The 22,188-nt window shown below is 55.8% G+C and carries 17 protein-coding genes, 1 tRNA gene and 1 riboswitch; of the genes, 13 read left to right on the forward strand and 5 right to left on the reverse strand.

Annotated features, from left to right (window positions below; translation table 11 throughout):
• Nucleotides 1-78: 78 nt before the first annotated feature.
• The 5 genes from mdtD to yegS all read left to right on the forward strand — a co-directional run bounded on the left by mdtD (nt 79) and on the right by yegS (nt 6,185).
• Entirely contained in the window at nt 79-1,425 is a 1,347-nt protein-coding gene (mdtD, locus tag VIJ98_RS12870) for a multidrug transporter subunit MdtD (RefSeq protein WP_374990644.1), read from the forward strand.
• Nucleotides 1,422-2,807, forward strand: a complete 1,386-nt coding sequence (gene baeS / locus VIJ98_RS12875) for a two-component system sensor histidine kinase BaeS (RefSeq protein WP_323274355.1) — start codon at nt 1,422-1,424, stop codon at nt 2,805-2,807. The genes mdtD and baeS overlap by 4 nt, the downstream gene beginning before the upstream one ends.
• Nucleotides 2,808-2,816: 9 nt before the next feature.
• Entirely contained in the window at nt 2,817-3,524 is a 708-nt protein-coding gene (gene baeR, locus VIJ98_RS12880; RefSeq protein ID WP_008104910.1) for a two-component system response regulator BaeR, read from the forward strand.
• A 145-nt stretch (nt 3,525-3,669) separates the two neighbouring features.
• Nucleotides 3,670-5,037, forward strand: a complete 1,368-nt coding sequence (gene yegQ / locus VIJ98_RS12885) for a tRNA 5-hydroxyuridine modification protein YegQ (protein WP_154190196.1) — start codon at nt 3,670-3,672, stop codon at nt 5,035-5,037.
• Between the two features lie 248 nt (nt 5,038-5,285).
• Nucleotides 5,286-6,185: a lipid kinase YegS gene (gene yegS, locus VIJ98_RS12890; protein WP_323274357.1), complete on the forward strand. Its 900-nt coding sequence runs from the start codon at nt 5,286-5,288 to the stop codon at nt 6,183-6,185.
• Nucleotides 6,186-6,246: 61 nt separating this feature from the next.
• Here yegS and VIJ98_RS12895 read toward each other — a convergent pair whose 3' ends face one another.
• Nucleotides 6,247-7,368, reverse strand: coding sequence for a Gfo/Idh/MocA family protein (locus VIJ98_RS12895; protein WP_154155923.1), 1,122 nt, complete (start codon nt 7,366-7,368; stop codon nt 6,247-6,249).
• Between the two features lie 306 nt (nt 7,369-7,674).
• Here VIJ98_RS12895 and VIJ98_RS12900 point away from each other — a divergent pair.
• The 5 genes from VIJ98_RS12900 to VIJ98_RS12920 all read left to right on the forward strand — a co-directional run bounded on the left by VIJ98_RS12900 (nt 7,675) and on the right by VIJ98_RS12920 (nt 12,627).
• A tRNA-Asn gene (locus tag VIJ98_RS12900) sits at nt 7,675-7,750 on the forward strand.
• A 208-nt stretch (nt 7,751-7,958) separates the two neighbouring features.
• Nucleotides 7,959-8,969, forward strand: a complete 1,011-nt coding sequence (locus VIJ98_RS12905; RefSeq protein WP_323274359.1) for a Zn-dependent oxidoreductase — start codon at nt 7,959-7,961, stop codon at nt 8,967-8,969.
• An 84-nt stretch (nt 8,970-9,053) separates the two neighbouring features.
• Nucleotides 9,054-10,337 carry an MFS transporter gene (locus tag VIJ98_RS12910; protein WP_258143609.1) on the forward strand — a complete coding sequence of 428 codons (1,284 nt, stop codon included), beginning with the start codon at nt 9,054-9,056 and terminating at the stop codon, nt 10,335-10,337.
• A gap of 44 nt (nt 10,338-10,381) precedes the next feature.
• Nucleotides 10,382-11,842, forward strand: a complete 1,461-nt coding sequence (locus tag VIJ98_RS12915; protein WP_323274361.1) for a mannitol dehydrogenase family protein — start codon at nt 10,382-10,384, stop codon at nt 11,840-11,842.
• A 98-nt stretch (nt 11,843-11,940) separates the two neighbouring features.
• Nucleotides 11,941-12,627 (forward strand): GntR family transcriptional regulator, encoded by a 687-nt coding sequence (locus VIJ98_RS12920; RefSeq protein ID WP_061717765.1) that lies wholly within the window; start codon nt 11,941-11,943, stop codon nt 12,625-12,627.
• Between the two features lie 65 nt (nt 12,628-12,692).
• Here VIJ98_RS12920 and fbaB read toward each other — a convergent pair whose 3' ends face one another.
• The 3 genes from fbaB to thiM all read right to left on the reverse strand — a co-directional run bounded on the left by fbaB (nt 12,693) and on the right by thiM (nt 15,475).
• Entirely contained in the window at nt 12,693-13,745 is a 1,053-nt protein-coding gene (gene fbaB / locus VIJ98_RS12925) for a class I fructose-bisphosphate aldolase (protein ID WP_008104917.1), read from the reverse strand.
• 147 nt (nt 13,746-13,892) lie between these two features.
• Complete coding sequence (gene thiD / locus VIJ98_RS12930) at nt 13,893-14,693, reverse strand: bifunctional hydroxymethylpyrimidine kinase/phosphomethylpyrimidine kinase (RefSeq protein WP_008104918.1); 801 nt, start codon at nt 14,691-14,693, stop codon at nt 13,893-13,895.
• Nucleotides 14,690-15,475: a hydroxyethylthiazole kinase gene (gene thiM / locus VIJ98_RS12935; RefSeq protein WP_323274364.1), complete on the reverse strand. Its 786-nt coding sequence runs from the start codon at nt 15,473-15,475 to the stop codon at nt 14,690-14,692. The genes thiD and thiM overlap by 4 nt, the downstream gene beginning before the upstream one ends.
• A 33-nt stretch (nt 15,476-15,508) precedes the next feature.
• A riboswitch (TPP riboswitch) is annotated at nt 15,509-15,604 on the reverse strand.
• 268 nt (nt 15,605-15,872) lie between these two features.
• Here thiM and chiP point away from each other — a divergent pair.
• From chiP to VIJ98_RS12950, 3 genes are all read left to right on the forward strand, one after another.
• Nucleotides 15,873-17,270, forward strand: coding sequence for a chitoporin ChiP (gene chiP / locus VIJ98_RS12940; RefSeq protein ID WP_323274366.1), 1,398 nt, complete (start codon nt 15,873-15,875; stop codon nt 17,268-17,270).
• A gap of 51 nt (nt 17,271-17,321) precedes the next feature.
• Entirely contained in the window at nt 17,322-19,985 is a 2,664-nt protein-coding gene (locus tag VIJ98_RS12945) for a beta-N-acetylhexosaminidase (protein WP_323274368.1), read from the forward strand.
• 293 nt (nt 19,986-20,278) lie between these two features.
• Nucleotides 20,279-20,482: a hypothetical protein gene (locus VIJ98_RS12950; protein WP_071531650.1), complete on the forward strand. Its 204-nt coding sequence runs from the start codon at nt 20,279-20,281 to the stop codon at nt 20,480-20,482.
• A 72-nt stretch (nt 20,483-20,554) separates the two neighbouring features.
• Here the strand turns inward: VIJ98_RS12950 and ahpF are convergent, their stop codons facing one another.
• Nucleotides 20,555-22,123 (reverse strand): alkyl hydroperoxide reductase subunit F, encoded by a 1,569-nt coding sequence (gene ahpF / locus VIJ98_RS12955; RefSeq protein ID WP_154155909.1) that lies wholly within the window; start codon nt 22,121-22,123, stop codon nt 20,555-20,557.
• Between the last annotated feature and the right edge of the window lie 65 nt (nt 22,124-22,188).

Genomic DNA, 22,188 nt, shown 5'->3' on the forward strand with positions numbered 1-22,188 from the left:
CACAGCAGAGGAGATTCAGTGAACACGCAAAACGCCACCGTGCGCTGGCAGCTATGGATCGTCGCGTTCGGCTTCTTTATGCAGGCGCTGGATACCACCATCGTTAACACCGCAATCCCGTCGATGGCACGCGATCTCAACGTCAGCCCACTGAATATGCACTCAGTGATCGTCTCCTACGTGCTGACCGTGGCGATTACGCTGCCGATCAGCGGCTGGCTGGCGGACCGCTTTGGCGTGCGCAATATCTTCTTCTGCGCCATTGTGCTGTTCAGTATCGGATCGCTGCTGTGCGCCTTCTCCACTACGCTGGATGAGCTGATTATGGCGCGCGTGGTGCAAGGCATTGGCGGCGCGATGATGGTGCCGGTTGGCCGTTTAACGGTGATGAAAATCGTGCCGCGCGAGCAATATATGTCGGCGATGACCTTCGTCACCACACCGGGACAAATTGGTCCGCTGCTCGGCCCGGCGCTGGGCGGGATTCTGGTGCAGTACGCCAGCTGGCACTGGATTTTCCTGATCAACATTCCGGTTGGCATTATTGGCGCGATTGCCACGCTAACGCTGATGCCTAACTACACCATGCAGACGCGGCGCTTCGATTTCCTCGGCTTTGTGCTGCTGGCTGTCGGCATGGCGACCTTAACGCTGGCGCTGGATGGTCAGCGCAGCTCCGGCGGATCGCCGCTGTTGCTCGGCTTACTGATTCTGGTCGGGGTGTTTTCGCTGCTGTTCTACCTGATGCACGGCCGCAACAACGATAACGCGCTGTTCAGCCTGAAACTGTTTGATAACCGCATCTATTCGATTGGCCTGCTCGGCAGTTTTACCGGCCGCATCGGTAGCGGCATGCTGCCGTTTATGACGCCGATCTTCCTGCAGGTCGGCCTTGGTTACAGCCCGTTCCACGCCGGTTTGATGATGATTCCGATGGTGCTCGGCAACATGGGTACCAAACGCGTGGTGGTGCGCATCGTTAACCTGTTTGGTTATCGCAATGCGCTGGTCGGCGCGACCCTTGCGCTGGCGTTAGTGGTGCTGCTGTTCCCGCTGGTGGCGCTGCTTGGCTGGATCTGGCTGCTGCCGGTGGTGCTGTTAATGCAAGGCATGGTCAACGCGATTCGCTTCTCCTCGATGAACACCTTGACGCTAAAGGAATTGCCGGACGATCTGGCTTCCAGCGGCAACTCGTTGTTATCGATGATCATGCAGCTGTCGATGAGTATTGGCGTCACCGTAGCCGGTTTGCTGCTGGGCGCCTTCGGCCACGGCGTGGTGACCGACAGCGCGGCGGCCCATCAAACCTTCATTTACACCTATCTGTGCATGGCGCTGGTGATTGCGCTGCCAGCGTTTGTATTTTGGCGCGTACCGAAGGATGTCAGTAAAAACGTTGACCTTAGAGGCAGGAGCAAAGGATGAAGCGGCCGGTAAAATGGGGCATTGGCGCCAAACTGTTTGCGGCGATTTTTTCCACCTGCATGCTGGTGATCATCACCATGCATTGGGGCGTGCGGCTCAGCTTTGAGCACGGCTTTGTGGACTACATCAAAAAAGGCAACGAACAGCGCTTAACCCTGCTGAGCGATGCGTTGGCCGATCAGTATGAGCAGCACGGTAGCTGGGATTTTCTGCGTACTAATGACAAGCTTATTTTTTCTATTTTGCGCTCGCTGGAGCAGAATCCTGGCAGTGTTAATCAGCTACCGCCGCACGGCTGGCGCACCCAGTTCTGGATTATCGATCAGCAATATAAAGTGCTGTCAGGGCCGCGTCAGCCGGTGCCGCCGGAAGGCACCCGACGCAATATCACCACCAGCAACGGCAAGATTGTTGGCTGGGTGATTGCCTCTCCGGCTGAACGTCTGACGCGCAGCACCGACATCAACTTTGATCAGCAGCAGCGACGCACCAGCTGGATGATCGTGGCGCTAACCGGTTTACTCGCTGCGTTGGTCACCTGGCTGTTGGCGCGCGGTTTACTGGCACCGGTGAAACGACTGGTAGATGGTACGCACCATCTGGCGGCGGGCAATTTCGCCACCCGCGTGGAAGTCGGCAGCAGCGATGAACTCGGTCAACTGGGCCGCGACTTCAACCTGCTTGCCAGCTCGCTGGAAAAGAATGAAAGCAACCGCCGCGCCTTTATGGCCGACATCTCGCATGAACTGCGCACGCCGCTGGCGATTCTGCGCGGTGAGCTGGAAGCGATGCAGGATGGCGTACGCAAGTTAACGCCGGAAGCCATCAGCTCGCTACAAAGCGAAGTGGTGGTTCTCACCAAACTGGTCGACGATCTACATCAGCTGTCGCTGTCCGATGCGGGCGCCCTCGCCTATCGCAAACAGCCGGTTGATCTGGTTAATCTGCTGGAAGTGGTGGCCGGCAGCTTCGGCGAACGTTATCGCAGCCGCAGCTTAACGCTCAATCTGGCATTGCCCGCGCAGGCGGAGAGCTTTGGCGATCCCGATCGTCTGATGCAGCTGTTCACCAATTTGCTGGAAAACAGCCTGCGTTATACCGACAGCGGCGGCGCGGTGCAGCTCTCGATGCAGCTGGCGGGTGAAAACTGGCAGCTGAGGTTTGCGGATAGCGCGCCGGGCGTCGATCCGGCCCATCAGGCACAATTATTTGAACGATTTTTCCGCGCGGAAAGTTCGCGAAATCGCGCCAGCGGCGGCTCGGGGCTTGGCCTGGCGATCTGTAAAAACATCGCTGAAGCGCATGATGGCAGCATCAGTGCGGATCACTCTGATTTAGGTGGACTGCAAATCACGCTAAACTTGCCGTATGTTCCTCACTAGACGTCCCTTATGAGCCCGGAAAATAGCGATCCTCTGATCCTTGTTGTAGAAGATGAACCCAAACTGGCGCAGCTGATGATTGATTATCTGCAGGCGTCCAACTATCGCACGCACCACATTGCCGACGGTAACGAGGTGCTGAGCTACGTACAGCAAACGCCGCCGGATCTGATGCTGCTGGATTTGATGCTGCCCGGCCGCGATGGCTTAACGCTGTGCCGCGAAATTCGTCGTTTCTCCGAGCTGCCGATCATCATGGTGACCGCGCGTACCGAAGAGATTGACCGCCTGCTGGGGCTGGAAATCGGTGCGGATGACTACATCTGCAAGCCGTTCAGCCCGCGTGAAGTGGTGGCGCGCGTCAAAACCATTTTGCGCCGCGTCAAACGTTCGCCGGAAGAAGCGCAGCAGGAATCGCATCTGCATATTGATGAAAGCCGCTTTCAGGCCAGCTGGCGTGAACAGCAGCTGGAGCTGACGCCTGCGGAGTTTCGTCTGCTGAAAACGCTGGCGCTGGAGCCGGGAAAAGTTTTCTCGCGCGAGCAGTTGCTCAATCATCTTTATGACGATTACCGCGTAGTCACCGATCGCACCATCGACAGCCACATCAAAAACCTGCGCCGCAAGCTGGAAAGCCTCGATGCGGAACAGCCGTTTATCCGCGCGGTGTACGGCATGGGCTATCGCTGGGAAGCGGACGTCTGCCGCTTGCTATAGCCTGCAGCGGCTTACATTGATCCAGGTCAATTTACATCGGGTGCGGGCCTGCCTACAATTCCCCACCTTTTGCAGGGCCGTATAATACGGCCGCTGCACCTGCCATCCACGATGGCATGCTGACCTGACATCAGTGAGAAAATCCATGTTAAAACCTGAACTGCTTTCTCCAGCGGGATCGCTGAAGAATATGCGCTATGCCTTTGCCTACGGCGCTGATGCCGTTTACGCTGGCCAACCGCGCTACAGCCTGCGCGTACGCAACAACGAATTCACCCACGAAATTCTGGCCAAGGGCATTAATGAAGCTCATGAACTGGGTAAGAAATTCTACGTAGTGGTCAACATCGCCCCGCATAACGCCAAACTAAAAACCTTTATCCGCGATCTCACTCCTGTGGTGGCGATGCAGCCGGACGCGCTGATCATGTCCGATCCCGGCCTGATTATGCTGGTGCGTGAAGCCTTCCCGCAGATGCCGATTCACTTGTCGGTGCAGGCCAACGCGGTTAACTGGGCGACGGTGAAATTCTGGCAGCAAATGGGACTGACGCGCGTGATTCTGTCGCGTGAGCTGTCACTGGATGAGATCGCCGAAATCCGCCAGCAGGTGCCGGAAATGGAGATTGAGATCTTCGTACACGGCGCGCTGTGCATGGCTTACTCCGGCCGCTGCCTGCTCTCCGGCTACCTCAACAAACGCGATCCTAATCAGGGAACCTGCACCAACGCCTGCCGTTGGGAATATAAAGTGGAAGAAGGCAAGCAGGACGAGGTTGGCAATATTGTCGGATTCCATGAACCGGTTAAGGTGCAAGAGCCCACGCTCGGCGTTGGTGCGACCACTGACCGCGTGTTCCTGCTGGAAGAGAAGATGAAACCGGGTGAAGTGATGAGCGCCTTCGAGGATGAACACGGCACCTACATCATGAACTCAAAAGATCTGCGCGCGGTGGCGCATGTTGAACGTCTCAGTCAAATGGGCGTGCATTCGCTGAAAATTGAAGGCCGCACCAAATCCTTCTATTACTGCGCGCGCACCGCGCAGGTTTATCGTCGCGCCATCGACGATGCCGCTGCCGGCAAACCGTTCGATCCGGCGCTGCTGGAGACGCTGGAAGGTCTGGCACATCGCGGTTACACCGAAGGTTTCCTGCGTCGTCATACCCATGACAGCTATCAGAACTACGAGCAAGGTTTCTCCATTTCCGAGCGCCAGCAGTTTGTCGGCGAATTCACTGGCGAACGTCGCGGCGACTGGGCGCAGATTGCGGTGAAGAACAAGTTTATGCTCGGCGATTCTGTCGAGATCATGACGCCAGAAGGCAACCTCAACTGCACGCTTGAAACCATGCAGAACGATAAAGGATCGGCGGTGGACGTGGCGCCAGGCGATGGGCATCGCGTGTGGATTCCGGTGCCGGAATCGGTCAACCTCGCCTTTGCCTTGCTGCTGCGTAACTTCACCGATGGCAACAGCACCTACGATCCACACGGGAAAAATCGCACTTAATGAAAAGATTTCGGCGAAGTTAGATTAGGATCACAGACCACCTCTTCGCCTCGCTTTAGAATCCCGCCTGCTGCTAACGAGTAAGAATAAAAGCAGGTAGTACCAGGAACCACCTCATTCACCCGCCCGGCTCCCCCGTGCGGGTTTTCTTTTTTCTACGCCACCCAATTTTTCATCGCCCGCCGATAAAGTTCTCTCCCCGGCTATGCTATAACCTGTGCTCTGTAACTCGCATCAAGGAACTGATAATGCAAAACAAACCGCTGACGCTGCTGATCCTCAACGGGAAAGGCGCAGGTAATGAAGATTTGCGCGCTGCGGTGAATACGCTGCGTGATGAAGGCTTTAATCTGGCGGTGCGCGTCACCTGGGAAAAGGGTGATGGCGATCGTTATGTTCAGGAAGCGGTTGATTTGCAGGCAGAAACCGTGGTGGCCGGCGGCGGCGATGGCACTATCAATGAAATCGCGACCGCGCTGGCGCGCTTGCCCGAACAGCAACGTCCGGCGCTGGGCATTTTACCGCTCGGCACCGCCAACGATTTCGCCACCAGCGTCGGTATTCCAGAAGGGATGGAACCGGCTTTACGCTTAGCGTTGGTGGGAAAAGCGACAACCATCGATTTGGCGCGGGTGAACGGCGATCGCTACTTTATCAATATGGCGACCGGCGGATTTGGCACGCGCATCACCACCGAAACCCCCGAAAAGCTGAAATCGGCACTCGGCGGCGTATCGTACTTCATTCATGGATTGATGCGCGTCGATGCGCTGAAACCGGATCGCTGTGAAATCAGCGGACCCGGCTTTAACTGGCAAGGCGATGCGCTGGTGATAGGCATTGGCAATGGACGTCAGGCCGGCGGCGGGCAAAAACTCTGCCCCGATGCGCTGATCAATGACGGCCAGCTCAATCTCAGCATCGTTACCGCGCAAGAGCTGCTGCCCACGTTGCTGCATTCCCTGACGCGTGATGATGAAAATCCGAATATCGTCACGGCGCAGTCGCAGTCGCTTACCATCCGTTCACCGCATGAGATGACGTTTAATCTGGATGGTGAACCACTGACCGGAAGTGAGTTTGAGATTGAAGTGATGGCGGGCGCACTGAGCTGCCGCTTGCCGCCGCAGTGCCCGTTACTTGCTTAACGCACATTATCGTAGCGGCGCAATAAATTGCGCCGCTACGATTGTGTTCAGTTGACTATGATTACACCTTCATCCAGCGGCGTTCCAGCGCGGAAACCGCTACCGCTTCCAGCACCTTCTGCACCTGCAACCCTTCGGCGAAATCTGGCCACATGCGATCGCCAGCGGCAATGCCATTAATCAAATCGCGGATTTCAACGGTTTTCTGATCGTTGAAACCGATGCCGTGTCCGGCAGAGACGCAGAAGTTGGCGTAATCTGGATGCGCCGGACCGGTCAAAATGGTTTTGAAACCCTGACGTCCTGCCGGTTCATCGTGAATGTACAACTCCAGCTCGGCCATACGCTCCTGGGTATAACGCAGCGTGCCTTTGGTGCCGGTGACCACATAGGTCAGGCCCATTTTGCTGCCGCAGGCGATACGCGAGGTTTCAAACACGCCGTGCGCCCCGTTTTTAAAACGCAGCAAGGCGCTGGCCTGATCTTCGTTTTCCACCGGCAGCAGGCGCGACTTATCCTTCGGGTCCGGACGCTCTTTAATCACCGTCATCATATCGCCGCTGACTTCTTCGATATCACCGACCAGATAGTGCGCCATGTTCACAATATGCGCGGCGAGGTCGCCTAACGCGCCTAATCCCGCCAGCGCTTTCTGGCAGTGCCAGTCGAGCGGCGTTTCTGGACGCGCCAGATAATCTTCGTTGTGCGTGCCGTAGAAATGCACCACGTCACCGATTTCACCGCGAGCGATAATTTCGCGTGCCAGCTGGCTGGTCGGGTTTTTCATGTAGTTGAAACCGACCAGCGTTTTCACGCCCGCCTGCTGCGCCGCTTGCACCATCTCTTCCGCATCGGCCACTGACAGCGATAACGGTTTCTCGGAGTAAACGTGCTTACCGTTGCGAATCGCTTCAAGCGCCATCTCTTTGTGCAGGAAGTTTGGCGCACAGATATCAACCACATCGATGTTTGGATCGCGTACCAGCTCACGCCAGTCGCCAGTGGAACGGGCAAAGCCAAAGTTTGCCGCCTGTTTCGCTGCCAGCTCTGGATTAACTTCCGCCAGCATCTCACGCACGATCTCGCCTTTCAGGGCAAAAACTGTGGGTGCCTGAGCGTAGGCAATCGCATGACAACGACCAATGTAACCACTGCCAATCATACCGATTCTGACTTTGTTCATGACTAATCCTGCATTCGGGTAAGAGTTGATATGGAATATATGTTTCGCTTTTTGCCCCGACAACGGTGAAATGAAATATCTGTGATCATGCATGCGAGGTATCTGACAAAATCGACAAATCAGAATGTAATTTTGCATAGAGTTAGTGATCATCATCACAAAACCGATTCTGTCAGCCGTAATTTTGCCGCGCTGAGTTCGCTCATAGCGTGCAATTGACGCTTTATTCAGCAGTCAGAACGAATTGTGAAAAAGAGTTTTGACAAGGCGAGGTCTGCTCGATAATATGCGCCCCGTTCAAACGATTCCTCTGTAGTTCAGTCGGTAGAACGGCGGACTGTTAATCCGTATGTCACTGGTTCGAGTCCAGTCAGAGGAGCCAAATTTAAAAAACCCGCTCAGGGAAACCTGAGCGGGTTTTTGTCTTTTTGGGGTCGCCATTTAGGGTGACCCCAATTCCCTGGTCGCCATGAATGGCGACCCTACGTAACTTTTCCTCTGTGATTCTGTTCACAACTCTGCAACGCCGACTTGTATGGTAGTATTAGTGCGCGTATTTTTTCATCATTGCATTCCCGTTGGAGTAGATGATGAAAAGTGTAGTGATAGAGCAACCGGGTGAATTGGTATTGGCTGAGCGTCCGCTGCCGCAACCCGCTGCAGGTGAAGTACGCGTGAAGGTGCAGTTTGCCAGCATCTGCGGTTCCGACGTGCATATCTGGCACGGTCACAATCCTTTCGCCAAATATCCGCGCGTGATTGGTCACGAATTTTTTGGCCTGATCGATGCGGTCGGCGCTGACGTTGCCGCCAGCCGCATTGGCGAGCGCGTAGCGGTCGATCCGGTTGTCAGCTGCGGTCACTGCTATCCCTGCTCCATTGGTCGCCCAAACGTCTGCAAAGAGTTGCAGGTGATTGGCGTGCACCGCGACGGCGGCTTTAGCGAATATGCCGTCGCACCGGCTAAAAACGCCTTCCGCCTGCCGGATAGCATTCCCGACAAACTCGCCAGCATGGTCGAACCTTTCACCATCGCGGCCAATATCACCGCCTTCCTCAAACCACAGCCAAACGATGTGGCGCTGATTTACGGTGCCGGTCCAATGGGCCTCACCGCCATTCAGGTGCTGAAAGGCGTGTATGGCGTTGAACAGGTATTGGTGGTTGATCGCCTGCCAGAACGTCTGGCGCTGGCGCAGGAAAACGGTGCCGATCAGGTGTTCAACAACAGCAAGATTCCGCTCGCCGCGCAGCTGGAAGGCGTGCAGCCGACGCTGATTATCGATGCAGCCTGCCATCCGACGATTCTGGCCGAAGCCGCCGCCCTCGCCTCACCGGCAGCGCGTATCGGCCTGCTGGGCTTCTCTGGCGAGCCGTGCAGCATTACGCAGCAAAGTCTCACCAGCAAAGAGCTGTCGCTGTTCACCTCGCGTCTCAACAGCAATCGCTTCCCGCAGGTGATTGAGTGGATTGAGCAAGGCCAGATCCAGCCGGAGAAACTGGTAACGCACTATTTCCCGCTGGCCGAGGTTGAGCAAGCCATGACGCTGTTCGAAAAAGATCCCCGCACCTGCTGCAAAGTGATCCTACAAATGGGTTAAGTTAACCCGCACACCAGGTGTCCCCATGCCGGTCCCTTACCCGCCGGCATTATTACTATAAAAAATGACGATGACGGAGTTTCTATGTTTAAGAACCTGCGCTGGACCCTCGTACTGCTGTTGTTCCTGGTGTTTATGATCAACTACCTTGATCGTATCGCCCTCTCTCTGACCGTACCGCTGGTGGAAAAAGACCTGATGATCAACGCCGAACAGTTCGGCATGATTTTCGGTAGCTTCTTCTTCGGTTATGCCCTGTTCAACTTCATCGGTGGCTTAGCGACCGATAAATTCGGCCCGACTATCGTGCTCGGCACCGCCGTTGGCATGTGGTCGCTGTTCTGCGGCCTGACCGCGATGGCGACCGGCTTCTGGTCGATGATGATTCTGCGCGTGCTGTTTGGCATGGCGGAAGGCCCCATCTCGGCGTCGGCGAACAAAGCGATTAACGGCTGGTTCCCGAAAAAACAGGCCGCCACCGCGATGGGTTTACTGAGCTCGGGTTCACCGCTAGGTGGCGCCGTTGCCGGTCCGATTGTGGGTTATCTGGCGCTGTCGTTCGGCTGGCGCCCGGCGTTTGTGGTGATCGCCTCAATTGGTTTTGTCTGGCTGGCGCTGTGGTTCTTCTTCGCGTCCGATAACCCGGCGAAAAGTAAGCGCGTATCGGAGGAAGAGCGTGCCCTGGTGGAAAAACTGAAAGCCGAAGAACCGGCTGACGTGATCGACCCAAGCGGCAACGCGCACGGTTTGGGCTTCTATCTGCGCCAGCCGATCATTCTGGTCACCGCCTTTGCCTTCTTCTGCTACAACTACATTCTGTTCTTCTTCCTGAGCTGGTTCCCGGCGTATCTGGTGCAGGCGCACGGCCTCGACATCAAAGCGATGAGCATCACCACCATGATCCCGTGGATTGTTGGCTTCGTGGGCCTGGCATTGGGTGGCTGGATCTCCGATAAGATTTTCAACATCACCGGCAAGCTGCTGCTTTCACGAAAAATTGTGCTGGTGGTTTCACTTACCGCCGCCGCGATTTGCGTGGCGCTGGCAGGTACGATAAAAGAGGTCAACTCGGCGGTGATCATGATGTCGATCTCCATCTTCTTCCTCTACATCACCGGCGCGATTTACTGGGCGATTGTGCAGGATGTGGTGCATAAAAGCCGTGTCGGCAGCATCAGTGGCTTTATCCATCTGATTGGTAGCCTGTCAGGCGTAATCGGCCCGGTGGTGACTGGCTTCATCGTGCAGCACTCTGGTAAGTTTGACAGCGCCTTCATCCTCGCGGGTGCGGTTGCTGGCGTCGGTGCGCTGCTGGTGCTGCTGGTAATTCGCGAACCCAAGGCCAACAATAAACCGGTTTCAGTGTAAATCTCATGGGGCGCTGAGCGCCCCATTTGCCAAAAGGAATGATTATGTTAGAGCTTGAACGCCTCCCCGCTGATGTCCAACGTCCCGCTTACGATCGCAGCCAACTGAAAACCCGCATGGTGCACATCGGCTTTGGTGCCTTCCATCGTGCGCATCAGGCGCTGGCAACCGATAAGCTGGCTGCACAAGGCAGCGATTGGGGTTACTGCGAAGTGAATCTCAACAGCGGCACGCTGATTCAGGCGCTACGTCAGCAGGATCTGCTCTATACGCTGACCGAATTGGCCGATGAGAGTTTACACACGCGCGTGATTGGCGTGGTGACGCAAGCGCTGCATGGCAAAGGCGACGGCATTGATTCAGTGATTGAGGCGATGAGTCAGCCGGATGTGGCGATTGTCTCGATGACCGTGACCGAGAAAGGCTATTGCTACATGCCCTCGAGCGGCAAGCTCAATCCCGATCATCCCGATATTGTGCACGACCTTGCAAATCCTACTCAGCCACGCTCACTGCCCGGCCTGATTCTGGCGGCCATTATCCGTCGCCGCGAACGCCATCTGCCGCCGTTTAGCGTGATGTCCTGCGACAACATGCCGGAAAACGGCCATGTCACGCGTAACGTGATTACTCAGCTGGCCGAGCGCCACAGCGCTGAACTGGCGGATTATATCCAGACGCACATCACCTTCCCTTCAACTATGGTTGATCGCATCGTCCCGGCAATGACCGATGCGGCATTCGACGCGCTGGCCGAACGTTTAGGCAGCCGCGATCCGGTGGCGGTAGAAGCTGAGCTGTTTTTCCAATGGGTCATCGAAGACAACTTTGTTAACGGACGTCCGGCGTGGGAAAACGCCGGTGCGGAGCTGGTCAGCGATGTGCTGCCGTTCGAAGAGATGAAGCTGCGTATGCTCAATGGCAGCCACTCGTTCCTCGCCTATCTTGGTTTTCTCGCCGGTTATGAGCACATCAGCGATTGCATGGCCGATGCCAGCTATCGTGCGGCGGCACGCGCATTGATGTTGCAGGATCAGGCACCCACGCTGCGTACGCAGGGCGTCGATCTCGAAGCCTATGCCGATTCCCTGATTGCACGTTACGAGAATCGCGCCATCAAACATCGTACCTATCAAATCGCCACCGATGGCACGCAAAAGCTGCCGCAGCGTCTGCTGGATAGCGCACGCTGGCATCTGCGCAACGGCACTTCATGCGACTTCGTGTTGCTGGGTGTGGCGGGCTGGATGCGCTACGTCAGCGGCGTGGATGAGCAAGGCCAGGCGATTGAGATTCGCGATCCGCTGAAAGATCAGCTGGCAAATATCGTGGCCAACAGTGAGGACGGTGCAGCGCGCGTTAAAGCGTTGCTAGGTCTAAATGCGGTGTTTGGCGACGATCTGCAGCAGCAGCCGGCCTTTGTCTCACGCGTGACCGAACTCTATCAGCAGCTGGTGCAACAGGGTGCGCGCGCCACGGTGCAAAGCCTCGTCACACAAGGATAAGCGCCTGCACAAATGTGTAGCGCAGACGCAGCGTGCTGATTAGACTGAACCTTTCTTAACGGGCTGGCAGATGCCAGCCGTAATACGGATATTGCTGCATGTCGACTGCCTATACCATAACCACCAGCGAACCGGTAAATCAGCAGATCTATCGTTATCTGCGCAAAGATATTGTGACCTGCGTTATTCATCCGGGCTCGCTGCTGTCGGAGAAGGAAGTGTCGGCGCGTTTTAACGTATCGCGTCAGCCGGTACGTGAAGCTTTCATCAAGCTGGCGGAAGCCGGATTGGTGCAGGTGTTACCGCAGCGCGGCACCTTCGTACGCAAAATCTCCGCCCAACGCGTGGCCGACGGCCGCTTTATCCGTGAAGCGGTAGAGATTGCCGTGGTACGCCGCGCCGCGCAGGAGATTGGTGCCAGCGGATTGATGGCGCTGGAGCACAACCTGCAGCTGCAGCGTCTCGCCGCCGAACGTCATGACAGCCAGGCCTTCTTAGGGCTGGATGATGAGTTTCACCGCCTGATTGCGGAAGGGATTAACTGCCTGCTGGCGTGGGAAACGGTAGAGAATATCAAAGCCACCATGGACCGAGTGCGTTTTCTGACCCTGAGCGAAGTGTCGCCGCCGGAGCGTTTGATTCAGCAGCATGAAGATATTTATAACGCGTTGAAAGCGCATGATGTTGAAGCCGCTGAGAGCGCGATGCGCCGTCATCTGCAGGAGATGATTTTGACCATTACGCCGATTGCCGAGCGTAATAGTGAGTGGTTTGAGGCACCTTAAATGGACGAGGTCGCCATGAATGGCGACCCTACGTAGGGTCAGCATTTATGCTGACCTTTTTACATTTAGGCTATGGTCACATCTTTTGACAGATAAACATCCTGCACCGCATTAATCAGCTGCACGCCCTCTTTCAACGTCTTCTTAAACGCCTTGCGCCCCAGAATCAATCCCATGCCGCCAGCACGTTTGTTGATCACCGCCGTACGCACTGACTCCGCGATATCCGTTTCCCCGGCAGAAGCGCCGCCAGAGTTGATCAATCCCGCGCGGCCCATATAGCAGTTCGCCAGTTGGTAACGCACCAAATCAATCGGGTTCTCGCTGGTCAGCTTGCTGTAGACGCGCTCATCGGTGTGACCAAACTTCACCGCGTTATAGCCGCCGTTATTCTCAGCCATCTTTTGCTTAACGATATCCGCGCCGATAGTCGCCGCCAGATGGTTGGCCTGGCCGGTTAAATCGGCGCTGGCGTGATAATCGACGCCGTCTTTCTTGAACGCATCATTACGCAGATAGGCCCATAGAACCGTCACCATTCCCAGCTCGTGCGCGCGTTCGAAGGCCGCCGAGATCTCTTCAATCTGACGACGCGATTGCTCAGAACCAAAGTAGATGGTGGCGCCAACCGCCACCGCACCCAGATTAAAGGCCTGTTCAACGCTGGCGTACAGCGTCTGATCATATTGCGTCGGATAGCTCAGGGTTTCGTTGTGGTTGAGCTTCACCATAAACGGAATGCGGTGCGCGTAGCGACGTGAAACTGAGGCCAACACGCCGTAGGTGGAGGCCACGCAGTTACAGCCGGCTTCAATCGCCAGCTCAACGATGTTTTTCGGATCGAAATAAGCCGGATTAGCTGCGAAGGAGGCACCCGCTGAGTGCTCAACGCCCTGATCGACCGGCAGAATCGACAAATAGCCGGTGCCCGCTAAACGTCCGGTGTTGTACAGCGTTTGCATGTTGCGCAGTACGGTGGGAGAACGATTGTTGTCGATCATCACGCGATCAACATAATCCGCGCCTGGTAAATAGAGGCTATCCGCTGGAATGGTCATGCAGCGATGTTGAAGAAGGCTGTCCGCCTCTTTGCCCAATAACTGTACGATGTCCGTCATGTTCGCTCCTGATAAATGGCTGGATTGGAACCGGCCGATGCCGATTCGCCCCCAACAGCCTGGACCGGAAAGCGCCAGACTGGCAAATTGCTGACTCCATTTTTCAGACGGATGCGCAGTGAAAAAGCGGCAATCTGGCGTTACGCCCTACCACCATTGATGGAAATGGTGCACCGGCCCAATGCCTTTACCGACCTCCAGCGAATCGGCGTGCAGCAGCGCCTGTTGTAGCCACGCCTTGGCTTCGGCCACCGTTGCAGCCCAATCATCATGACGCGGACGCAACGCTGCCAGCGCCGCAGAGAGCGAGCAACCTGTGCCGTGCGTGTGGCGCGTATTAACACGCGGCGCGGTAAAGCGCTGGCGTCCGTCGCGGGTAATCAGCCAATCCGGACTTTCGGCATCGCTGAGATGCCCACCCTTCATCAGCACCGCTTCACAGCCGAGATCGAGCAGCGCATCGCCCTGCTGCAACATGGTCTTCTCATCCTGCGCCATAGCGCGTCCCAGCAGCGCCGCGGCTTCCGGCAGGTTCGGCGTGATCAGCGACACCTGCGGCAGCAGCAATTCACGCACGCTGGCTACGGCATCTGGCGACAGTAGCGCATCGCCGCTTTTGGCAATCATCACCGTATCCAGCACCACAAACGGCAGGCTGGCCCGTTTCAGCCGCTCGGCGACCACCTCGACTATCGCGGTTTCGGACAACATGCCGATCTTCGCGGCATCAATGCGCACATCATCCAGCACTGAATCGAGCTGTGCGCCGACGAAATCCGGTGCGATGCGATAGACCGATTGCACACCACAGGTGTTTTGCGCCACCAGCGCGGTAATAACGCTGGTGCCGTAAGCGCCCAATGCGGAGAAGGCTTTCAGGTCGGCCTGAATACCCGCGCCGCCGCTCGGATCGGTGCCGGCAATGGTCAATGCGTTGATGCGTTTCATGCCTTCACCTCCAGCGTCCACAGCGTATCGAGGAAGGCAGCGACAAAGCTGCCCGGTCCGGCAACCTGACGTGCTGTCAGTTCACCGGCCAACGACATCACGCGGCAAGCCGCAGCCACATGTTGCAGGCGATCGCCTGGCAAGCTGGTGAAGGCCGCCACCACCGCTGACAACGCGCAACCGGTGCCAACAACGCGCGTCATCAACGGGCTGCCGCCGGGGATCGAGAATGTCTGCGCGCCATCGGTGACGTAATCGACTTCACCGGTCACTGCCACAATTGTGTTGAAATCACGCGCCAGCTGCTGAGCGGCGCTCAGCGCGGCATCGGGTTGATGCAGGCTGTCGACGCCGCGTCCGCCGATTGCCTGATGCGCCAGGGCGAGAATTTCTGAAGCGTTACCGCGAATCGCTGCCGGTTGCAGGCTCAGCAACTGTTGGCAGAAGGCGGTGCGCAGGCTTAAAGCACCGACCGCCACCGGATCCAGCGTCCACGGTGTGCCTGCCGCTTGCGCTGCTTGCACCGCCGCCAGCATCGCATCACGACGATCGCAGGTTAAGGTGCCTACGTTGATCAACACCGCATCGGCAAAACCGGCAAACTGCGCCGCTTCCTCTGGGTCGATCACCATCGCGGGCGAAGCTTGCAGTGCCAGCAGCACGTTGGCGGTAAAGGTTTGCACCACGTCATTGGTCATGCAGTGCACCAGCGGCGCTTGCTGACGCAGCAGTTGCAAAGAGTGCGCGAGTTGCGCGGGGGAAAGAAGGTCAGGCTGTTTCATAAGGCTCCCAACCGGCGATCAAGAAGGCGAATGCGGTCAGGCATCTGACTTCCCTACGCTGGCATTATCCAGATCAGGTCAGCGGGTGTATCTCAGCCCTGTATTAGAGGGGCACCCCGAGTCAAAACTACGTTGGCGAGCATAGGGAACAAGCCAGATTAAAGCAAGCAATCGCCGCCTTCTCTGTGGATCTTGCTCGCAAAGTTACATTTTACAAGTTCATCTAACTGATTGAATAAAGTCCTTAAAAACCCTTCTTTTTGCGTGCCATGTCATACTTTGTAATAAATCCCATTGATAATTCGCGTCGCGAAAAATAGCATCCCCCACAACTTGTTTCATGACGAAACAATACGGATTTATTAATTGTTCATGGAAGCATCACGGAGGATTTGCTATGCGTCGGATTCCACGCGCGCCGCTCTCTGCGGCCATTATCTCTGCCCTGTTTGCCGGTACTTTTGTCCCTGTTCCCTCCGCCCACGCCACGGGTTTTGTCGAAGATTCCACACTCTCTGGCAACCTGTTTTACTGGCAACGCCAGCGCGATCGTAAAGAGATGGATCCGCAAAAAGGCTCGTACGGTCAGTACGATGCCAATCTGCATCACGCCTCTGCTAACGCCAATCTCGACTTCTCATCCGGTTATGCCGGTGATGTGATTGGCCTCGATCTGGCGGCATTTGGCGCAGTGGAGTTAAGCAATGGCGGCCCGGCAGCACCGAATGAAATTGGTTTCAGCAATGCCCGTACACGCTGGGACGAGGACTGGAGCGGAGATAAGAGCGGCTTAAGTCTTTATAAAGCGGCGATCAAGGCAAAATGGCAGGATAACTGGCTGCGCGCAGGCTATCTGCAACCCAGCGGACAGACGCTGCTGGCACCGCACTGGAGTTTCCTGCCCGGCACCTATCGCGGTGTTGAGGCTGGCACCGTCTTCGATTTTAGCGATGCGGGCGCCCTTTCCGTCTCCTGGATGTGGACGGACGAATACAAAGCGCCGTGGTATCGCGACATGTACAACTTCCGCAAAGCCGATGGCGTGACGGAGATTCCGTGGCTGCAATCCTTTGGTGCCAAATACGATTTCAAAAACTCGCTGGTGCTGGAAGGCGCATATGGCCAGGCGGCGAATTACATGGATCAGTATTTTGCCAAAGCCTCTTATCAGCTGCCGCTGGCCGATGCACCACTGCGCACCAGCTATCAGTTTTACGGTGCGAAGGATCGTGACAACAGCGGCGTGGGCCAGGTCAACGATGTTTACGATGGCCTCGCCTGGCTGCAGGCGCTGACGTTCGGCTACACGCTTGGCGCGTTCGATTTCCGTCTCGAAGGCACATGGGTAAAAGCCGAAGGTAATCAGGGCTTCTTCCTGCAGCGTATGACGCCGTCCTATGCCAGCTCGAATGGCCGCATGGATGTGTGGTGGGATTCGCGCTCTGACTGGAACGCCAACGGTGAGAAAGCATTATTCGCCGGTGTGATGGTCGACCTAGGACACTGGCAATTACCCGGCTGGCAGGTCGGCACTTCGTACGCTTACGGCTGGGACGCGAAGCCTTCCACCAATCCGATTTACGACCAAAACCAACGCCTGAAAGAGTCGGCATGGAGCATGGACCTGGTTTACACCATCCAGCAAGGCCGCGCCAAAGACACGCAATTCAAACTGCATTACACCCGCTACGACAATCACAGCGATCTTCCCAGCTACAGCGGCGGTTATGGCAACATTTTTCAGGACGAAAAAGACATCAAATTTATGGTCGTCGCGCCATTCACCCTGTTTTGACCCCGATCTGGCAGGAGCCAGAGACTTACCTCTGTGGAAAAGGATAACAGCATGAAAAAGTTAAAAATCAGTTTACTGGCGCTGAGCGTGATGGGCCTTGCCGCCTGCAGTTCATCCCCGCGCAGCAATCAGCAGGTCGTTGACCAAATCAGCCAGTTCGGCGTGCAGTATCAGGTCACTGACAATCAGGCTGCCGATCACGGCGTGAACTGCGCAAAACTCGGCGCCGATTGGGCATCCTGCAATACCGCCACCATTACGCTGACCAACAACGGCCCGGCGCTCACCAGCAAAAACTGGGCGATCTACATGAGCAACGTGCACGAAACGCTGCGGGTCGATAACGATCAGTTCAAAATGACGCACATCGTCGGCGATCTTACCCGACTGGAACCAACGGAAAAATTCAAAGGTATCGCGGCCGGCGAATCGATAGAGATCCCGATCGTCAATGAATACTGGCAGCTGTTTATCACTGACGTGATGCCGCGCTGGTACGTCACCGCCGCCAATGCCTCGCCAAAAATCATCACCAGCACCGATACCGAAAACCTCAGCGACTTCGTTAAACCGTTTGGTGACCAATGGAAGCGCATCGCCGACGATAAAAACGTGCTGATGCTGCCGCAAAGTCGCTTCACCAGGAATGCCGATGTGGCGCAACTGCCTGCCAGCGCGTTGCGCGGACAAATCACCCCAACGCCGCGCACGGTGAAAGTTCATGCTGCCGATGTCGATCTGAGCCGTGGCGTCACTTTGCATCTGGATGTATTGGCGAACAATCAAGCCGATGCGGTTAAGCAGCGCTTCGATTTGATGGGACTCAAACAGCAGTCAGCGGGTTATGCCGTTCATACTCGTATCGCCGTTAATCATTTCCGTGGCGCAGATGCGGTTTCTGGTGCTTATGAACTGCGCATCACGCCGCGCGGCACCGATATCATTGGTTACGACCAGGCGGGCGTCTATTACGGCTTGATGTCGCTACTGTCGCTGGTGCCCGCTGAAGGCAAACCGATTATCGCCACGCTTGAAGCCAAGGATGCCCCGCGCTTTGCCTATCGCGGCGCCTTCCTTGATGTGGCGCGTAACTTCCACAGCAAGCAAGCGGTGCTGCGCATGCTCGATCAGATGGCGGCCTGGAAGATGAATAAATTCCACTTCCACCTGACCGATGATGAAGCCTGGCGCATTGAAATTCCCGGTCTGCCAGAATTGACCGATGTGGGCAGCAAGCGCTGTCACGATCTCACCGAGCAGCAATGTCTGCTGCCGCAATTGGGTTCTGGTCCGTTCACAGATAACAACGGAACCGGACATTTCAGCCGCGCCGATTATATTGAGATCGTCAAATACGCTCAGGCGCGCAACATTGAAATCATTCCGGAAATCGATATGCCTGCGCACGCGCGTGCTGCGGTGATTTCGATGGAAGCGCGTTATCAGCAATACATGAAAGCGGGTAAACCACAGCAGGCCAGTGAATATCGTCTGGTGGATCCAACGGATAGTTCGAATACCCGTTCCGTACAGTTGTACGACCGCACCAGCTATCTCAATCCTTGCCTCGATTCCTCAAAGCGCTTTGTCGATAAAGTGATTGGTGAAGTGCAGGCGATGCACCGTGAAGCGGGTCAACCGTTGACCACCTGGCACTTTGGCGGTGATGAAGCGAAAAATATCCGCCTCGGAACCGGCTACAGCGATATCAAAAACCCGAAAGCGGGAACGGGCATTTTAGACCATAGCAAAGAGGACAAACCCTGGGCAAAATCTCAGGTCTGCCAGGCGGTGGTGAAGTCCGGCAAGGTGGAAGATCTGGAGCACTTACCAAGTCACTTCGCGCTGGAAGTGAGCAAGATGGTGAAAGCCCACGGCATTCCGGTGATGCAGGCCTGGCAAGATGGGCTGAAAGATGCAGCTGACGCGCATGCCTTCGCCACTTCGCGCGTTCGCGTTAACTTCTGGGACACGCTCTACTGGGGCGGTTTTGACACCGCTAACGACTGGACGCTGAAAGATTACGAAGTGGTGATCTCCAATCCGGATTACGTCTATATGGACTTCCCGTACGAAGTGAACCCTAACGAACGCGGCTATTACTGGGGCACGCGCTTCAGCGATGAGCGCAAGATGTTTGGCTTCGCGCCAGACAACCTGCCGCAGAACGCGGAAACCTCGGTAGATCGCGATGGCAAAACCTTTGATGCCACCTCGAATAAGCCGTGGTCGGGCGCATACGGCATTTCGGTGCAGCTGTGGAGCGAAACCACGCGTACCGATCAGCAGATGGATTACATGGTGTTCCCACGCCTGCTGTCGGTGGCTGAACGTGGCTGGCACCGCGCGGAGTGGGAGCTGGATTATCAACAGGGCCGCACCTTTAAAGGTGGCGAAACCCACTTCGTTAACCAGCAACAGCGCAATCAGGACTGGCAGCGTTTCGCCAACCTGTTAGGCCAGCGTGAATTGGGCAAGATGGATAAAGCCGGTATTCACTATCGTCTGCCGGTGCCGGGCGCGCGTGTAGAAAATGGCACGCTGACCATGAACATTGCGCTGCCAGGACTGCCGCTGGAGTACAGCGTGGATAAGGGCAAAAACTGGCAACATTATCTGCCACATGCCAAACCGACCATCACCGCCGCCGATAAAGTCTGGGTGCGTAGCGTGAGTCCGGATGGCAAACGTTTCAGCCGCGCAGAACCGTTGTAAAATCAATGCCCCTTGCTACCATGCAAGGGGCAAACTTACCAAAATAATGATCAAGACCGTCTTTTATTAAAAACAGAAAGTGATGGAGAATCGCTTTTATATCGGCTAAATCAATTTTTATAAATCAAGATTCTCCACCCCTCTTATTCCTCTTAATCACCAGCATTTAAATCGTAAATTTGAGACAGACCTCGTTTCAGCTTGATAAATATCAATCTCGCATCAGGAGAAAATCGGCCTAATTGCATCCCGGACTTGAAGACCGACACCGCCCCCCAAATCCGGTAGCGATAATGAAATTAAAATTCTTCAGCTTTATTCCGCATGCACACAAATGGCACAACATCCGTATTTCCCGTAAAGGAGCTACTTCCCCCACCGGACGAGCCTATTTCTCAACCCATGTTGAAGCTCAATGTAAAGGCTGCGGCGAACGGCTGCATAAAATCTATTACCGCGATATTAGCGATGCGCAAGCCATTCGCTGGATAGGGTAATTATTGTCTGTTTTGAAATAAAAAAAGCCCCGCAACACAGGTTGCAGGGCTATTGCGTGGCTATCGCAAAACTTATTCAGCCGGTTTGGTGCGAATCAGATAATCAAATGCGCTGAGTGAGGCTTTCGCGCCTTCACCGCTGGCGATGATGATCTGCTTGTACGGCACCGTGGTGCAGTCGCCTGCGGCGAATACGCCTTTCAGGCTGGTTTCGCACTTGGCATCAATGATGATTTCGCCCATCTTGTTGCGCTCTACCGCACCTTCGAGGAAGGTGGTGTTCGGCAGCAAACCAATCTGCACGAAGATGCCGCTCAGCGCGATTTCGTGGCTGGTTTGGTTGTTACGGTCGATGTAAGTCAGGCTGGTGACTTTGCTGCCATCGCCTTTCACTTCGGTGGTCTGTGCGTTCAAAATCACATCGACGTTTTTCAGGCTGCGCAGTTTGTCCTGCAGCACTTTGTCGGCGCGCATTTCGCTGGCGAATTCCAGCAGCGTTACGTGCTCAACAATGCCGGCCAAATCAATAGCCGCTTCCACGCCTGAGTTACCGCCGCCGATCACTGCGGTGCGTTTGCCTTTAAACAGCGGGCCATCACAGTGCGGGCAATAGGTTACGCCCTTGGTGCGATACTGCTCTTCACCCGGAACGCCCATATTGCGCCAGCGTGCGCCGGTAGCAATGATGATGCTGCGGGATTTCAGTACCGCGCCAGATGCGGTTTCAATCGCGTGCAGACCGCCCTCTTTCGCCGCCGGAATCAGCTTGATGGCGCTCTGGGTGTCAATCACATCGACGTCGTAATCATCCACGTGAGCACGCAGAGAACCGGCCAGCTTCGCGCCTTCGGTTTTCGGTACGGAGATGTAGTTTTCGATGTCTACGGTGTCCAGCACCTGACCACCGAAACGCTCGCCCATCAGGCCAGTACGAATACCTTTACGTGCAGAGTAGATGGCCGCAGCCGCGCCCGCCGGGCCGCTGCCGACGATCAGCACTTCGTAGGCATCACGCTTGTTCAGCTCTTCTGCCGCACGCTTCTCTGCGTTGGTGTCCACTTTACCGACGATTTCCGCCAGGCTCAGACGACCCTGACCGAACTCTTTACCGTTGAGGAACACCGCCGGCACGCCCATCACGTTGCGTTCGGTGATTTCGTTCTGGAACATACCGCCGTCAATTGCGGTATGGCTGATGCGCGGGTTCAGTACCGCCATCAGGTTCAGCGCCTGTACCACGTCAGGACAGTTGTGGCACGACAGTGAATAATAAGTTTCGAAGTGGAAGTCGCCTTCCAAAGCCACAACCTGATCCAGCAGGCTCTGCGCTTCTTTCGAAGGGTGTCCACCGGTTTGCAGCAAAGCTAAAACCAGTGACGTAAATTCGTGGCCCATTGGCGAACCGGCAAAGCGCGGACCGCTTTGGCTGCCTGGGTTAGTGATCAGGAAAGAGGGTTTACGAACCGGACGATCGTTCTCTTCACGGAAGCTGACTTTGTCTGACAAGCCCGCGATATCGGCCAACAGAGAACGGATCTCTGCGGATTTGGCGCCATCATCCAATGTGGCAATCAACTCAACCGGTTTCGTTAGTTTCTCAAGGTAAGCCTTGAGTTGGGTTTTTAAATTGGTGTCGAGCATAGTGAGTTCCTGTCATGAAAATCGGGTGCCGTAGCACCCGATAGAGAAAGATCGAATGGCAGCTA

The sequence above is a fragment of the Pantoea sp. S18 genome (genome assembly GCF_045689705.1).
GTDB classification, from domain to species: domain Bacteria; phylum Pseudomonadota; class Gammaproteobacteria; order Enterobacterales; family Enterobacteriaceae; genus Pantoea; species Pantoea symbiotica.

Excerpts from the sequence above, each read along its gene's own strand:
- yegQ (WP_154190196.1), top strand. The coding sequence starts at position 3,670 with ATGTTAAAACCTGAACTGCTTTCTCCAGCGGGATCGCTGAAGAATATG.
- ahpF (WP_154155909.1), bottom strand. The coding sequence starts at position 22,123 with ATGCTCGACACCAATTTAAAAACCCAACTCAAGGCTTACCTTGAGAAA.
- VIJ98_RS12895 (WP_154155923.1), bottom strand. The coding sequence starts at position 7,368 with ATGAACAAAGTCAGAATCGGTATGATTGGCAGTGGTTACATTGGTCGT.
- VIJ98_RS12945 (WP_323274368.1), top strand. The coding sequence starts at position 17,322 with ATGAAAAAGTTAAAAATCAGTTTACTGGCGCTGAGCGTGATGGGCCTT.
- yegS (WP_323274357.1), top strand. The coding sequence starts at position 5,286 with ATGCAAAACAAACCGCTGACGCTGCTGATCCTCAACGGGAAAGGCGCA.
- VIJ98_RS12910 (WP_258143609.1), top strand. The coding sequence starts at position 9,054 with ATGTTTAAGAACCTGCGCTGGACCCTCGTACTGCTGTTGTTCCTGGTG.
- baeS (WP_323274355.1), top strand. The coding sequence starts at position 1,422 with ATGAAGCGGCCGGTAAAATGGGGCATTGGCGCCAAACTGTTTGCGGCG.
- fbaB (WP_008104917.1), bottom strand. The coding sequence starts at position 13,745 with ATGACGGACATCGTACAGTTATTGGGCAAAGAGGCGGACAGCCTTCTT.
- mdtD (WP_374990644.1), top strand. The coding sequence starts at position 79 with ATGCAGGCGCTGGATACCACCATCGTTAACACCGCAATCCCGTCGATG.
- thiD (WP_008104918.1), bottom strand. The coding sequence starts at position 14,693 with ATGAAACGCATCAACGCATTGACCATTGCCGGCACCGATCCGAGCGGC.
- VIJ98_RS12905 (WP_323274359.1), top strand. The coding sequence starts at position 7,959 with ATGAAAAGTGTAGTGATAGAGCAACCGGGTGAATTGGTATTGGCTGAG.
- thiM (WP_323274364.1), bottom strand. The coding sequence starts at position 15,475 with ATGAAACAGCCTGACCTTCTTTCCCCCGCGCAACTCGCGCACTCTTTG.
- VIJ98_RS12920 (WP_061717765.1), top strand. The coding sequence starts at position 11,941 with ATGTCGACTGCCTATACCATAACCACCAGCGAACCGGTAAATCAGCAG.
- chiP (WP_323274366.1), top strand. The coding sequence starts at position 15,873 with ATGCGTCGGATTCCACGCGCGCCGCTCTCTGCGGCCATTATCTCTGCC.
- VIJ98_RS12950 (WP_071531650.1), top strand. The coding sequence starts at position 20,279 with ATGAAATTAAAATTCTTCAGCTTTATTCCGCATGCACACAAATGGCAC.
- baeR (WP_008104910.1), top strand. The coding sequence starts at position 2,817 with ATGAGCCCGGAAAATAGCGATCCTCTGATCCTTGTTGTAGAAGATGAA.
- VIJ98_RS12915 (WP_323274361.1), top strand. The coding sequence starts at position 10,382 with ATGTTAGAGCTTGAACGCCTCCCCGCTGATGTCCAACGTCCCGCTTAC.